This window comes from Treponema putidum (assembly GCF_024401155.1).
In the GTDB taxonomy this organism is placed as follows: domain Bacteria; phylum Spirochaetota; class Spirochaetia; order Treponematales; family Treponemataceae; genus Treponema_B; species Treponema_B putidum.
In genome coordinates, this window is sequence record NZ_CP038804.1 from 403884 (window position 1) to 418724 (window position 14841).

At 33.3% G+C, this 14841-nt stretch carries 15 protein-coding genes and 2 pseudogenes; 4 read left to right on the plus strand and 13 right to left on the minus strand.

Annotation, left to right across the window (positions count from 1 at the left end):
- Positions 1–2: 2 nt before the first annotated feature.
- The 8 genes from E4N74_RS01885 to E4N74_RS01920 all read right to left on the minus strand — a co-directional run bounded on the left by E4N74_RS01885 (position 3) and on the right by E4N74_RS01920 (position 5303).
- Entirely contained in the window at positions 3–1130 is a 1128-nt protein-coding gene (locus tag E4N74_RS01885) for an RtcB family protein (RefSeq protein WP_255818642.1), read from the minus strand.
- Positions 1131–1367: 237 nt separating this feature from the next.
- Positions 1368–1643 carry a hypothetical protein gene (locus E4N74_RS01890; protein WP_255818644.1) on the minus strand — a complete coding sequence of 92 codons (276 nt, stop codon included), beginning with the start codon at positions 1641–1643 and terminating at the stop codon, positions 1368–1370.
- A gap of 189 nt (positions 1644–1832) precedes the next feature.
- Positions 1833–2381, minus strand: a complete 549-nt coding sequence (locus E4N74_RS01895) for a PH domain-containing protein (RefSeq protein ID WP_255818646.1) — start codon at positions 2379–2381, stop codon at positions 1833–1835.
- Between the two features lie 80 nt (positions 2382–2461).
- Positions 2462–3595 (minus strand): leucine-rich repeat domain-containing protein, encoded by a 1134-nt coding sequence (locus E4N74_RS01900; protein ID WP_255818647.1) that lies wholly within the window; start codon positions 3593–3595, stop codon positions 2462–2464.
- Positions 3596–3620: 25 nt separating this feature from the next.
- The gene (locus E4N74_RS01905) at positions 3621–3890 is read right to left on the minus strand and encodes a hypothetical protein (protein ID WP_255818648.1); all 270 of its coding nucleotides are present in this window, start codon (positions 3888–3890) and stop codon (positions 3621–3623) included.
- 3 nt (positions 3891–3893) lie between these two features.
- Positions 3894–4094: a hypothetical protein gene (locus E4N74_RS01910; RefSeq protein ID WP_255818649.1), complete on the minus strand. Its 201-nt coding sequence runs from the start codon at positions 4092–4094 to the stop codon at positions 3894–3896.
- Positions 4095–4153: 59 nt separating this feature from the next.
- Positions 4154–4330 carry a hypothetical protein gene (locus E4N74_RS01915; protein WP_255818651.1) on the minus strand — a complete coding sequence of 59 codons (177 nt, stop codon included), beginning with the start codon at positions 4328–4330 and terminating at the stop codon, positions 4154–4156.
- A gap of 502 nt (positions 4331–4832) precedes the next feature.
- A complete protein-coding gene (locus E4N74_RS01920; protein ID WP_255818654.1) occupies positions 4833–5303 on the minus strand; it encodes a GNAT family N-acetyltransferase in 471 nt (156 codons plus the stop codon).
- Positions 5304–5471: 168 nt separating this feature from the next.
- On the opposite strand from E4N74_RS01920, the gene E4N74_RS01925 reads away from it, so the two are divergent.
- Both E4N74_RS01925 and E4N74_RS01930 read left to right on the plus strand, forming a co-directional pair.
- Positions 5472–5732, plus strand: a complete 261-nt coding sequence (locus E4N74_RS01925) for a SemiSWEET family transporter (RefSeq protein WP_084224528.1) — start codon at positions 5472–5474, stop codon at positions 5730–5732.
- A 70-nt stretch (positions 5733–5802) separates the two neighbouring features.
- Positions 5803–6202 (plus strand): annotated as a pseudogene (locus E4N74_RS01930) (TPM domain-containing protein); the annotation flags it as partial.
- On the opposite strand, the pseudogene E4N74_RS12810 reads toward E4N74_RS01930, so the two are convergent.
- From E4N74_RS12810 to E4N74_RS01950, 5 genes and pseudogenes are all read right to left on the minus strand, one after another.
- A pseudogene (locus tag E4N74_RS12810) lies at positions 6202–6318 on the minus strand (GNAT family N-acetyltransferase); the annotation flags it as partial. The pseudogenes E4N74_RS01930 and E4N74_RS12810 sit on opposite strands and share 1 nt — an antisense overlap.
- An 18-nt stretch (positions 6319–6336) precedes the next feature.
- Complete coding sequence (locus E4N74_RS01935) at positions 6337–6960, minus strand: class I SAM-dependent methyltransferase (protein WP_044978819.1); 624 nt, start codon at positions 6958–6960, stop codon at positions 6337–6339.
- A gap of 5 nt (positions 6961–6965) precedes the next feature.
- On the minus strand, positions 6966–8111 hold the full coding sequence (locus tag E4N74_RS01940) for an immunity 26/phosphotriesterase HocA family protein (RefSeq protein WP_044978820.1): 1146 nt from the start codon (positions 8109–8111) through the stop codon (positions 6966–6968).
- A gap of 26 nt (positions 8112–8137) precedes the next feature.
- Complete coding sequence (locus tag E4N74_RS01945) at positions 8138–9976, minus strand: methyl-accepting chemotaxis protein (protein WP_255818655.1); 1839 nt, start codon at positions 9974–9976, stop codon at positions 8138–8140.
- Between the two features lie 154 nt (positions 9977–10130).
- A complete protein-coding gene (locus E4N74_RS01950) occupies positions 10131–11498 on the minus strand; it encodes an MATE family efflux transporter (RefSeq protein WP_255818657.1) in 1368 nt (455 codons plus the stop codon).
- A gap of 145 nt (positions 11499–11643) precedes the next feature.
- On the opposite strand from E4N74_RS01950, the gene E4N74_RS01955 reads away from it, so the two are divergent.
- Positions 11644–13257: an ABC transporter transmembrane domain-containing protein gene (locus E4N74_RS01955; protein WP_255818659.1), complete on the plus strand. Its 1614-nt coding sequence runs from the start codon at positions 11644–11646 to the stop codon at positions 13255–13257.
- The gene (locus E4N74_RS01960; RefSeq protein ID WP_255818661.1) at positions 13241–14827 is read left to right on the plus strand and encodes an ABC transporter transmembrane domain-containing protein; all 1587 of its coding nucleotides are present in this window, start codon (positions 13241–13243) and stop codon (positions 14825–14827) included. Before E4N74_RS01955 ends, E4N74_RS01960 begins: the two co-directional genes overlap by 17 nt.
- The last annotated feature ends 14 nt before the right edge of the window (positions 14828–14841 follow it).

Below are 14841 nucleotides of genomic sequence, written 5' to 3' on the forward strand. Positions count from 1 at the left end.
TGCTAATTGGGTGCTTTGAAGTTATATATAGGTTTTACAAAATCTTTTATATCGGCAGTCGGCTTAATGTGTTTTAGAATTATTTCCTTATTTTTATAAGCTGATGGAGCTTCATCTAAGGTGTTTTTTGTTGCAGTTGTTGTAAATATTCCGGCATTTTTCATTTCCTTTTGAAAATCTTTTAGTGAAAGTTCGTTAAATGCTTTGGAGCGGGACATAATTCTTCCTGCTCCATGTGGAGCCGATTGGTTGTAGTCATCATTTCCTTTCCCTATACAAAATGCAAATCCGTCACGCATGTTAAAAGGAATAATAAGCCTTTCATTTAATCCGGCGGAAGTTGCTCCTTTTCGGATGATGCCGTCCTCACCTATAAAATTGTGAACCGATTCTACAGTTTCTTCAATTTCCGTATTTAAAAATTGTGAGATCAATTCTATCATTTTTTTTCGGTTTTCTTTTGCATATTTTTGAGCAAAATAGGTTGCTCTTAAATAAGCTTTTCCTTCATCACTTTCTGTAAATAAATATTCCAAATTTTTATCTTCAGGCGTGAGAAGTTTTTGTTCATCTAAAAGCTGCTGTGCTTTTTTTTGATAAAAACCGGCAATCTGAAGGCCTAGGTTTCTGCTTCCCGAATGAACCGTGAGCCACAGTTTTCCTTGAGAATCTTTTCCAAGCTCTATAAAATGATTTCCGCCTCCTAATGTTCCTATACTTTTTAAAGCCCTATCTTCATCCATATGAACCTTTTTTGATTCTTCTATAATTTCTTCTTCAAATTCTTTATTGTCTATTTTTATATTCTGATGAACGGCTCTGCCATGAGGGATATTTTTTTTGATAAAGTTGTCTAGTTCTGCAAGATCCGGATTTTTTATACTAAGCCGCGCCGAAAGAATTCCGCAGCCGATATCTACACCTACAATGTTTGGGATTATGTATTTGTCTATATTCATTGTAAAACCGATAACGGCTCCTTTACCTGCATGACAGTCCGGCATTATTGCTATATTTGTGCCTTCAAAGGCCTTATGATTGAGAAAAGTTTTAATTTGTTTTTCGGTTTCAGAATCGATTGAATCGATCATCACACTAGCATTGTTGTATGTTCCTTCAATTATTTGCATAAGCATATTTTAACATAAGAGAGATAAAAAGTCAAATTGGGCTTTATGAAGAACAACAAGACTATTGCGTGAGGGAAAACTGTTTGCTGTTCCGCCTTAATCATTTAACTGCTAAAACTTTCCGGCTAATCCTGTAAAAGGAATTAGCCGGATTTTTATGGGACTGCTTCCTATGAAATGATTCGTTTTATTTGCATATTAAAGCGGACACAGAAATTCATGTGGTCGCTAGAATTTTTACTTACCTTTTACGCTACGGTATGCTTCGTATAAAACAAAAGGCATCATTCCTATTTCATCAACTCCGGTAGGTCCATATTTATTTGCTGCTTCTTCTCCATTTAAGGAAAAATAATTTAATTGAAACATCATATCACCTCCTATATTATGAATGAGGAACATCATTTTTAGAGGCTGACCTTTCATATTTCCTGTGTATGTTACAAATACTAAACCTGACTCGGTGTCCGGAGTATACTCCCATTTAGAATCGCTGCAAAGTGTTTGCATCATTTCTCCTATTGTAACATCGTAAGTAACCTCAGCAAAATACCCGTCTTTTACCGTATTAATGATGGTATTGTATATTTTTCTCTTACCGCATGAATACAGTATTGCGATTATCGCAATAATAACGATAACAAAAGTAATTATTTTTTTTTCTCATTTTGACTATCCTTTTATTAAAAATATTTTTGAATATTAACTATTAAGCAATTTCTGTTTTTGAGTTTCAAATTCTTCTTGTGAAAGAAATCCTTTTTCAACCATACTAATAAGCCGTTCTAGCTGATCTGCAATATCAATAGTTGATGGTCCATTTTGTACAGCTTTTTGAACATTCGCCTCCGATGATCTATTCTTTCTGTTTTCTATTGCATTATTGACAGCATCAACAAAAGGTTTTACTGATTCTTTAGTACAGTTTTCAATTATCATTCTTGCTCCACCATGCCAAATTTCAATTGAGCCCAACATCAAGCCTTTATTATATGATATTGAATTGATTTTATCCAAAGACATTTCAGTTTGCTTCATACCAAAGAACATTCCTTTATCTAAAAGGATAATTCTTTCTTCTGTGCAAACAATCAGCCAGGTTGTTCCATCCATCAAACCTGAAGTAAGATAAAGAATATGCTCAGAATCCTTCATTATTTCAGGTAAGCAGTTTACCTCTTTTTTTGTTCCAAATAAATCAACATCACCTAGAGCGTTAATTTCTGCTTGTATAGCTTCCAATGTTTTCATTTTTTCTCTCCATAAATTAACATAGATATATAATCAATATCTTTTATGTATTTTATTATATACTAGCTATTCTAATAAACCTATTTGTTAAATTTTCCTTTATAACCTAATTCCTTTAAACGTTTTTGGGTTAAAAGCGGAAGATTTGTACCTAAAAATATATTATCATCTGCAAATTCTACTTCAGTCAGTGAGTCAGGAATAATCAATTCCTTCAATGAAGTTAACTCTTGGAAAGTATGGTAGTCTATCTTTTGTAATGATTCAGGTAAATTTACTGATACTAATGCACTAGAATTATCTGAAAGTGTACTATGAAATAAGTAAAAGCCAATTTTTGTTAAAGAATTAGGCAGTCTAAGATATTCTAGATTTTTACAACTTGAAAAAGAACAGTCAAGTACTGTAACAGAATCTGGAATTATAAGTTTTTTTCCCTTATATCCATAAAAGGCACCTGATAGAATTGTGGTAACGGTATCAGGTATAGTTAATTCTGTAAAAGAACAGTCTGCAAATGCATTTTCACCTATTTTTGTAAGCCCTTCCGGAAGAATAATCTTTCGTAATGAAGTACACCCTGAAAACATTTCGTTTCCAATAACGGTGATTGATGAAGGTAGGAATACTTCTTGCAGTTTTTTACACTTGCTAAATACATAACTGGATATTTCATATTCTTCAAAAAAACTTTTTGAACGGAAAGTTATTCTATCAGGTAGATAAATAGATTTTAAACCACTTTGTGAAAATGCACTTCTTTCAATATTTGTAATATGATCAGGTATTATAAATTCTTCCAGTGATTCACATGAAGAAAACATACCTTCTGCAATACTCGTTATTGTTTTTGACAAACTAATATTTTTTAATTTATCACAGAAATTAAATACATATCTACCTACTTTTTTTACAGTATCAGGTATGATTATTGTTTCCAGTTTTTTTCTACTTGAAAATGAGTAGTCTGCTAATTCTGTAACAGGCAAGCCTTCAATTTCATTAGGAATAAGGACATGCAAAGCTTCTCCGCGGTATTTAGTTATTTTTACGCCTTCCATATCCTCTGTAAGTTCATACTCAAAATCACTTAGAGGGGGAACTTTTGCCATGGCAAAGTATTTTTCCTGATTAGAGGATGTTTTTTTCTCTTCTGTAAAAATATTTACAGAAACCAATAAGACACATAAAAAAATAATTGCTGTCTTTTTCATTTTTAACCTTCCTTTTGTAATTTTATTATCTGTTATTATTACACTTTAATATAATGGCATTAAGTCTTGCTCTTAAATTAGGATCATTAATACCCTCTGCATCCATTGTTTGCAGTGTTTTTTCAGCCATCTCCTTTGCTTTTGAATAACATTGTTGTGATGTCAAATAATGTGCTTGAGGATCCCCAAATTTTTCATTTTTATAATATGCATACTCACGATCTGCTTTTCGAAGGTGGGTTTCTGCTGTGCTAGTATATCGTTTTATTAAAGTTAAAGTCTTATCTTTGTCCATAATTTATTTCCTTTTTGAATAGTTAGTCATTGTACGCTCAATGGATGAAAACATTGACTTTAAAATTTGTGATATAATTGATGATTTTTCATCGCCTGTTTTATATTGTTCTTTAGCATTATGTGCTCGTTCAGCAATATCTGTCGCTCTCTGTCTAAATTCTGACTTTTCTTCCTCTGTCAGATTATTCCAATTTTTTGCCATAAATTTTCTCCTATATAGGTTAATAATATTTCAATTTTTATAACTCAATTACAAAATTATCATCCACAATTGTCACTATGAGCATCTTCTAAATCTTCTGGCGTATCAACATTGTAGATATCTGACATTTCATCCATTTCATCAAACCTCTCTTTTGAGTAATATAGATCCTTTTGTGTATCGTACCATGAACCATCATCTTGTTCTTCAAATCGTGAATTATCTTTCAAACTCATAAAAATCTCCTATGTAAATAAAATTTATTTTTAAGGCTTATAATTTGGATAGGTTCCACACAAATATCCCTTTACATAGAAAGTTATTTGTCAATCCAAATTTTTGACCGTAAAAACCTAAGCTGCTAAACCGCCCTGCTAAATTGTAAAACAAAAATCTTGATTTACTTTCAAATTTAGTTTCAAAGCGGTAAATATATAAAAAAACACACAAGACAAAATAACATAATTGTCTTATGTGTTTATTACAAAAGAGAAAAAAAGAATGATATAAAAGATTTTGACTTAGTTTATAAACTGTGTCGTTTTGACACACGGGGGGGGGTAAAATGGCACAGTGTTTTATTTATAAGACCACTGCGGTTTTTTACCTCATTTAAAGTATTTAATGAGAAATTTTTAAAAAAATATAAATTTAAAAAATCTATCATAAGCTGACCTTAGCATAAAATATCTATTCTGTCAATCACTGTAAATAAGTATTGTATAAATTAATTTTTATTTATAAATCCTTCTGCATTATAATCTCATCGTCGTCTTTGTCGATTTCATAAAAGCCGAAATTTTCATAGAGGTGTTTTGCTGCTATATCGCCTTCAACATAGCAAAGCTGAATACATGGGTATCTTTTTTCGGCTTCTATCATCGAAAGCCATTTTTGTAAAGCTGCTTTTCCTAAACCCTTTCCTTGACTTTTTTTATCTATCATAAATTGATCCATAATACAGACAATTTTGTTACCGTCAATCCAATCTCTCTGCATTATAAGACCTATGGGTTTATCCGAATGATATACGGCAAAAACCTTTGCATTTTCTTTTCTGTAAACAAAGGCTCTTGCAAGGATTGTAACATTTGAGGCTGCAAAATTTTTTTGTTCTTCTTTTATGGAAAGAGAATTGATTATTCTCCAATTATCGGGAGTAACCTCTTTAAATTCAATATTATCGGGAGTAGGGTGGTTAGTTTTCATAAAAATATAATATAAAGTTTAGGTGTAAATTTCAATAGACCAATAGTACTGATATTTATAGGTTTTGCAGGTATGCGGGCAGTGGACTTAAAAATAAAAAATATTTATAATCTATATTAAAGAATTTCGATTCTTATTTTAAGAACGGAATTTTATTGAGAGGTAATTATGAACTCTAAATTTTTTACGATTTTGGGATGGGTTGCAACCGCAACCGCTATGGCCATGTATGTTTCGTATATTCCGCAAATAAGTAATAATTTAAACGGAATGAAAGGAAATTGGCTTCAGCCCTTGGTTGCTGCAATAAACTGTACTCTTTGGGTAACATACGGGCTTATGAAAAAACCTAAACGGGACTGGCCCATTGCCTTTGCAAATTCACCCGGCATAGTTTTCGGTTTAGTTGCTTTTATTACCGCTCTGTAATACAATAACAAGAATTATACGGCTTGTGATTTTTGTTTAAAAATGATAGAATAACTCTTGGAGGTAACTTATGGAAAATAAACGGATATTAAATAAAATACATATTAAAAATAAAGACTTGGATTTGATTAAAAATGCTGTTGCAGAGGCGGAAAAAAACTAATGGAGAAATAGCCTTGCCCCTTATTCCTCGAAGTGATTCTTATTCGTTTGTAGAATTGTTTGCTGCCGTCTGCTTAGCCTTTATTTCTTTTTTTGTTATGCTTTATTTCGGAAACGGTATTTGGAAATTACTCGAAACAAAACTTTGGTATCCTTCACCTAAGACTCTTACGGCCGTAATCGGGGCAGGTGTTTTCGTTGTAATGCTCCTTTTCTTTTTGCTGATAAATATTCCTGCTCTCGATAGATTAATAATTCCAAAAAAAATAAAGGAAGCAAGGGTATATGCAAGAGCTTTAAAACATTTTGAGGCTGCAAAATTTTTTTGTTCTTTTTTTACGGAAAGAGAATTGATTATTCTCCAATTATCGGGAGTAATCTCTTTAAATTCAATGTTATAGGGAGTAGGGTGGTTAGTTTTTATAAAAATATAATATAAAGTTTAGGTGTAAATTTCAATAGACCAATAATATTTATTGGAAAAATATTTATAGGTTTTGTCTTTTAGTAAAATTTTAAATTCTTTTTCGGTATAAAAGTTTTTCATTATTTCATACTCGGTGCCGTCTTTAAGTTTTCGTATTTGATAGGTATTGCCGTTTTTATCGGTTTTGGATATCGGAGTACTTTCTCCTTCCACAAAAAGGTTGTCCATAAAGAATATTAAAGAAGGCTTTTTAGTTTTTTCTATGAGAGTTTCGACAAGATTTAAAAATTCATGTTTTGTAAGATGACTTGCCAAAAAGCCTATAAATATGCCGTTGTATTCGTTATTAGGTTTATAGTTTCTATAATCCAAAATTGCAAATTCCGGCTTGCAGACTTTAAATATTTTTTGTTTTGCAAGTGTCAATACTTCCTTATTAATGTCGGTTGCAAATACGGTTTTCGCAGTTTCTGTTAATGTTTCTGTCCAAAATCCGGTTCCGCAGGCGAGTTCTAATACATTCCTGTTTTGGAAAAGTTCTTTAATATAATCTTGATATTCAAGAATGCTTTTTTGTCTTTCCGGTTTTTTATATATATCTTCATATTCTTTTGCTCTTTTTTTGTAATATTCTATCATAGGTTTTACTTTTCCTTTGCGAGTTTTAAGTTTCCTTCATAATCAAGATCACCGTCCAAACCGAAGGCCTTGAAAATTGCATTCTTATCTTTTTTGTTTGCCGGATTATTTAAGCTGCCGCCGGCTGCGGGATAAAATGGAGCATTGGATTTTGCTTTTATACATTCTTCCAATTTGTCTATCTCCAAGAAACAACCTATTAATTCCGCTCTGTAATTTTTATGATACCAATCTTCATCCTCGTATAGAGCATATTCTTTTAAAGACATTTCTTTATATATCAAGCCGTATTGAAGATAGGCAATATCTCTATCTTGATAATTTATACTCTCGCTTGTCGATATCGGAGCATCATTTAAGTCTTGATACGTAACTTTTCTGTTTCCGATAATTTTATATTCGCCGTAATAAATATTGTTATCCATAAGGGGCTGTGCAGGGAGGGATAAGTTTTTTTCCAATTCGTCAAGATCAATGTTGATGCTGTCGCTTATTTTATGATAGACCTTTACAATTAAAGCCGTTCCCATCAAATTGTTAAGACCGTAGTTTTTATTCTTTTTAAATTCGGGTGTTTTTCTTAACTTAACAATATCGATTAAAATTTTACCGAAGCCGTATTGCCGTCTTCCTATTTTAAAAGCAAAGATATCCCCTTCCTTATATTTTTGATGCTCTCTTTTTTCATTTTTAAAATTTTCCAAATCGGCTAAATCTTCTTTCGATGTTTCCTTTATCCATTTTTCAATCCAAGAATTGAGAGCCGAAACCTTGCTTTCTTCCAACCTTTCCGAATAATAGGTTTTTTGTGTAGTGTAGTTTCCTATGCAGACATATCTGCTTCCAAATGAAAAATATAAGCCTATTCCTCTAAATGATTGAGTTGCCGTAAAGTTTAATTTTTTCGGTTTTCCTTTTGCCGTTTTAGGAAGTACAATGGTTCTGTTTTCGGCAGTTTCAATATTAAGCTCGTTTTCTTTATAGTAAAAAGCCTCGCTTTCAGAATTCGATACCGATATTTCTTTTTTGATAATATTGCCGTCAAAGTAATAGAGGGTGCCTTTTATATCCATTACTTCCCAGTGATCCTCAATCGGATTTAAACCTAGATATTTTCTTTGCTCGTTGGTTAAAATAAATCTTTTATTCATATTTTTCCTCCTCAGCCGGCAAAACTTTATATAACCAGTCTTTCCAAATATGAAAATATTTTAGAAACGGCTTGCTTGTTCTCTTCGGTCATATTCATAGCTCTGTCTATCTCGCTTGCAATAAGCTCCGATTTTTGATTGATCTCATTCATATTACAGCTTATGCTTTTAGAAATGTCTACAAGCCTAGTCATTTCTTTTCCTGCTTCGGTGTTTCCTATAAGCATTTCTTCCGAACCGCTTCTGACTTCAGAGGTTATCTGCATAATATTTTTTACTGCTCTAAGTATTTGAGAGCTTCCCGTGTCTTGTTCATTCATAGCATTCATTATTTCGCTGTTTCTGTTGTTGACAAGGTTAAGAATACGCATTACTTCCGTAAACTGAGTTTCGCCCATTGAGGAAGATTTTGTTACTTCTTCTATCTGATTTTTTAACTCCGTTAAAACGCTTGTTATTACCTTGCCCTGAGTGCCGGACTCTTCGGCGAGTTTTCGTATTTCATCGGCAACAACAGCAAAGCCCTTTCCTGCTTCTCCTGCGTGAGCGGCTTCAATGGCTGCATTCATGGCCAGTAGGTTTGTTTGACTTGCTATGTTTTGGATTACCGAAGTAGTTTCTAAAAGACCTTCGGATTTTTCGCTTAGGGATTTAACAAATTCGTTTGTTTCTGAAATTGATTTTCTTCCCTTTTCGGCTGCGATATTTAATTCTTCCATAGAACCTAAGTTGTTTTTTAAAACAGAGGTAATGGATTTTATATTTGCCGTCATCTCTTCAATAGCGGAAACAGACTCTGTTACGGCAGAAGATTGGTTTATAATATTTTTGTCAAGCTGTTCAAGGTTTTTTGCAATTTGTTCCAGTGTGGATTGAGTTTGCAAAACACCCGATGATTGGTTTTGAATACTGTTATTTATTGAGGAAATATTTCCCGTAATTTGGTCCACGACATTTGAAGCTGTTGTCATATTCGATAAAAGATTATGGGCAATATCCTGTGAGGTTTGACCTGTGGTTTTTACATCATTAAAAAATTTTTTATTAAAATCTAAAAGGACATTAAAATCTTTTATTAAAAGAGCCGCCTCATCTCTCGAATCTATCATAAGAAAATCTTGATTATAATTTCCTAAAGATAGATTTTTTATTGCTGTTTGTAGGCTTGAGATTTTCTTTTTGGTCGATTTAGTTATAAGAACTATATTTATTATTGAAAGAATTATTCCATAGCTAAAAAGCGGAAGAACCTTTGTCAAAAGCTGCATGTAAATATCATCGCTTTGTGTCCTAACTAAAGGGGCCATTGTAAAAAAAGAAGTTGACAGAATACTTAAAATACTTACGAGTGCAGTTCTTCGTGTCATCGAAAGGTCTAAATGATTTTCTTGAATCGGTAGAAAAGCTGCCCATTTTTCCAATGCTCTTATCATAAAAGAACCGAAGAATATCCCAATTAAGAACATATTTCCCATTGTTATACTCATATATGAAATGAATGTTCTTGTTTGAGAGATTAGACCGGATTCCAGCGAAGTAAAAAACGGTCCGAAAATAGCAATCATCAGCGGGATGGTAAATGCAATTTTTACATATAATGATATATTCTTTTGTGCCTTTATAGGGTTTTCTTTCCAGTTGACTATTGACGGCATTATAAATTTCCATTTGATAAGGGGGTTAAAAATCGATGTTATCATTATAACTGCAAAAGCCTTAGTGCTGAGGATATTCATGATATTTCCTGAGCTTCCTACAATGCGGTTGGTTAAAATGGTCGATAAAATCCATGCCAAGTTGGTTAATAAATCAAATACCAATATTTTTTTAGATGGACTATAAATGTCCTCATTTTTTTTGCTCATAGCATACTCCTTCTATATCTTTGAGTTGTTTAATTTTACCGTAAAATGCATACTGTGGAATTTAGTGGGAAAAAAGAGCATGATTCAGTATTTTCGTTAGGTTATCATATAAATAAATTTTAAATAGGTAAGTTACTGTAAAACAGGTAAATTTTCAATTTTTTTGCCATTTTGTGATGCCCGATCTCAAAAGTTTGAATTCCCGTATTATCAAAATAGATATGGGTATTGCACTCAATATTTCAATTAGAAATGTACCATAATAAATCCCTGCAATACCGATAAACATAGGAAGGATTAACATTACCGGAATATAAAACACGATTTGCTGTAAAATCCCCAATATTGAGCTGATTTTTCCTTTGTTGACGGCAGGGAAAAAAGCTAGGGCAAAAAAGGCTAGGGGCATAACCGGAAGGAGAGCCATGTAAATCCTAAAATAGGAAATATTGTGAATGCTTAAGTGCGGATTTTTCATCATCAAGGAAACCGATGTTTGAGGGAAGATAAGTATTAAAATCCATAATGGAGCTATCAAAACAAGGGCTGCAAATACAAATCTCTTAAAGGCTGAAATAAGACGTTCCGTTTTATCTGCTCCGAAATTTATTCCTATCATGGGAGAGAGGGCAATCATGAAGCCTCCTATCGGCTGCAGTATAAATGAAAAGATGCGGGTAATGATTCCGTAAAAGGCAATGTCGTCCTGTGAGCCGTAGTGGTTTAATACATTTAAAACTAAAAGCATTTGAATAGTTCCCATAAACTGCATTATAAAACCTGCTAATCCCATCGAAATAATCTTAGATATAATTTCTCCGTTCATTCTGATTGTAAATACTGAAACCGGAGAATCAGGATTCTTTTTTGTAAAATAAACGGTACTGATGATAGCTTGTACCGCCATACCGATATTTGTTCCTATGGCGGCACCTTTTATGCCGAAATTAAAAATCACCATGAGTGTATAATTTGCACATCCATTGACAAGCAGGCTTATCCCCATAATTGCCGCTGCGGTTTTCATTTTTCCTTCGGAACGGATGAGATTATTAAGAGCAATGGCATATATCCAAATCGGAGTGCCCCATAAAAGGGTGCGGTAGTATTCGCCTCCATGTATTAGGGCATTGCCTCTTCCGCCCATTAAAAAAAGAGTTTGCTCCGAAAAAAGAAATCCTAAAGTCATTACGATTACACTTATTACAAGTGTCAAAAAATTGACATTGCCTAAAATCTTTTTTTGAATATTTTTATCTTCTGCACCGATTGCAATACTTGAAAGAGTTCCGGCTCCCGTGCCGATGAGAATACCTAAACCTATTATCGTTATGAGTGGAGGCAGGGCTACCGAGATACCCGCAAAAGCTCCTTCTTCGGCAAAATGTCCGACAAAGATTCCGTCCAGCACATTGTTTGCTCCCAGTAAAATCATTGCAATAACGGCAGGCCATGAAAGATCAAAAATAACTTTCCACAAGTTTCCGTTTAAAATAAATTCTTTTTGCTTTTCATTTTCCATAGTGTAAAAATTCCTAAATCATATAATGCGGAATTTAGCTGTCTTTGTCAATAGTTTTTTCTATTCTCAAATCAATTCTTGACAATAATCATGTATGCTGTTATAATTCTAAATGTTAGCTTGTGCTTACGAAAGGAGGCCTTAATTGTTTAGGTTTATCATAAAACGAAAAGTATATTTTGTGCTTTTTTTTGTTTTAAGTGGAATCGATTTGTTTTTTACGATGAAGCTTCAATTATGGAAGGGACAGCTTCTTGATACGGCCTTAGGGAAAACCGCTTATTCACTTTATACCTTGATGCTCTTGTGTTTAGGAGCGATGGTCTTTGCCTCTTTATTTTCTTATCTTTACAGTCTTGTAAAATCGAAACTTGTGGTAACTGCCGAGGCAGATTTACGGAAAACTTATTTTGATGCCCTTCTTAAAAAAACGATGGGAGAATATATCAACATCCCTGAAGGAAAAATAAGTGCCGATTATACGGATAAGATAGATGTGATACGTACTCAGTATTTTTATGTTTGGACGGCTTTGGCCGACAGTGTCTTGATATTCTCGGTAACGGTAATAACCCTTTTGACAATAAATATACAGGCGGCCATTGTTACCGTTCTCTTATTAATGATTCCTCTTATTGTTCCGACTGTTTTAAAAAAGATTTTGGCTAAGGTTTCAAAGGAAAAGATGGAGGCAGTCGAAAAACATTTTTCAGCCGTGAGAACTTGGTTAAAAGGAATTGATATTATAAAAGTTTTTTCTTGTGAGCAATATATAATTTTCAGATACGATAAGATAAACGAATTTTTAAGAAAAAAACAAATGGATGCCATAAATGTAAGTTGTCTTGAGATAGGGGTAAGTTTTTTTGTATCGGCTATCGTTAATTTGCTTATGACGGCTTATTGTGCATATTATGTTTATAAGGGTATTTTTTCTATCGGAGAATTTTATACCATAATGAGCCTAATCGGAATTCTGTCCAGACCAATGTATTGGACAGCGAATTTATTAAAGACTTTCTTTTCTTCCCGTCCTGTCCGTGATGCAATGATTGAATTTATAGATGCTAAAACGGAAACAGGCGAAATAGGAAACTTAAACGAATTTAACATTGATGCTGTAGGCTTATCGTTTTCATATAATGAAAAGAAGGTTTTAAATAATACCGATTTTACATTTAAGCAAAACGAAAAAATTTTGATCCTAGGGGAATCGGGCTCAGGAAAGTCTACGATAATGCGGCTTCTTTTGGGAATGTATGCTCCGGATTCCGGTTCGCTTACAATAGGCAGAGCTGCTCCGAAAAAAATAAAAAATATTGCCGATATAATTTCGATTCAGCAACAAGAAGCCTATATCTTTAAAATGAATCTCTTGGATAATTTGTTTTTAGATAAAGACATAAGCGAAGAAAGGGTAAAAGAGGTTCTTGATTCCTTAGGTTTAAATAAGTACACGCAAGATAAATATTTAAAGGAAACCGTCATAGGGGAAACTTACGGTTTTTCAGGCGGAGAAAAAAAGCGCATAAGTATTGCAAGAGCTGTTTTGCATAAACGCCCGATAATGATATTCGATGAACCTCTTGCCAATATCGATGATGAAAATATTGAACGGGTAAAAAAAATAATTTTCGATATAAAGGATTCTACCGTAATAATTATTTCGCACATTGCAGATGCAGAAACAAAAAAAATGTTTGATCGAATTTATAAATTTGATACAACCGAAAGGAGATTATATGAAGAAGCTGTCTAATCTTGAAAAATCATTTATATTTTTTGCGCTTTTATTTTTAATTTTTTCAGCCGCCGCCGTTACGGCTTTTTCATGGTTAAGCGGAAAAATAGCCGATGCTGCCGTAAGCAAGGATATTGAAAAAATAATTATCTTTGTATCTGCATATTTTGTTGCAATACTGGTGAGGGGAGGAGCACACGGACTTTATTCTTATTTTTTCGGAAGATTTAAAACAAGCCGTTTAAAACTTTTACGGCAAGGTCTTTTCCATTCTTGGGTAAAAGCCGAGTATGAAGAATTCTACAGCATTGAAGAAGGAAAGAAAATTTCTTATTATCAACAACAGCTTCCTTCTCTCGACGGAATATACTATCAATCATTCTATGGAATGGGACAGATTCTTATGGAAACGGTTTTTGCTTCAGCCTTATTTTTATATGTTAATATAAAATTAGCTATTGCGGGGCTCTTTTTTATTTTTATTACTTCGATTATTCCTCAAGTTTTTAAAAAGCTCTTGGATAAAACTCAATCCGAATCAATAGAAAGTGTAAATGAGCACATGGGAGAATTTTCCGATTGGCTAAAAGGCTTTGAGGTAATAAAAAATTATGGAAGTGAAAGCCGTTTTCGAAACCTCTTAAATAAATCGGTAGAAAAGGTGGCAAAAAAACAATTTTCGGTTTCAGCGGCAAATGTTGCATCACGAACTCTTTCTTCTTTTGCATCTCAATTAAGTATAATTGCAGTTGCTTTTTACGGCGTTTACATGATTAATAAAAATGAATTAAGCATAGCGGAGTTTATGATGGCTAACGGCTTGGTTGTACAGCTAAGGTCTCAAGTTTATTATATCTCTATGTATGTGAACCGCTTTATTATGAGTAAGGTTATCCTTGAAGGTTATAAGACTTTGATAGTTAAGGAGCTGGAAGAAGAAAAGATTGAAGCCGAGGTTTCTTCCGGCGATATATCGTTTAATGATGTAAGCTATGCTTACAGTGAGCTGCCTGTTCTTCAAAGTGTAAATAAAAAATTTACCGATAAGGGTATACACATCATTTATGGAGAAAGCGGAAGCGGAAAATCTACGGCGATGAAAATTCTTTTAGGTCTATTAAAGCCTAAAAGCGGCAACATAGTATTGGATGGAAAAAATATTCATTCCATAAAAAACAGGTCAGACCTTATTTCGTTTTTAGCGCAAGAAGCCGTTTTCTTTGATGATACTTTAAAAAACAATTTAACATTAGGCGAGAATATTGCAGAAGAAAAAATATTCGGCTTAATGGAAAAATTGGGCTTGGAAAAATTCGCAAATACGGAAGCCTTAAATATGGACTTTACCCACATCGAAAACAAATTTTCAGGCGGCGAGTTAAAGCGGTTAAGCTTTGTGCGTACCCTCTTGAGGGATACGCCTGTCGTAATTTTCGACGAACCCTTTGCAAATATAGATGCTCAAAATATAGAAAAAGTCGAAGACCTTATTTTAAGCCTAGATGATAAAAAAGTTTTTATTGTAACCCATCAGCTTAACGAGAAGATCAAAGAAAAAGCAGCTTCCCTCTGGAAGATAGGAGCTTGATGATTTTTGGGTAT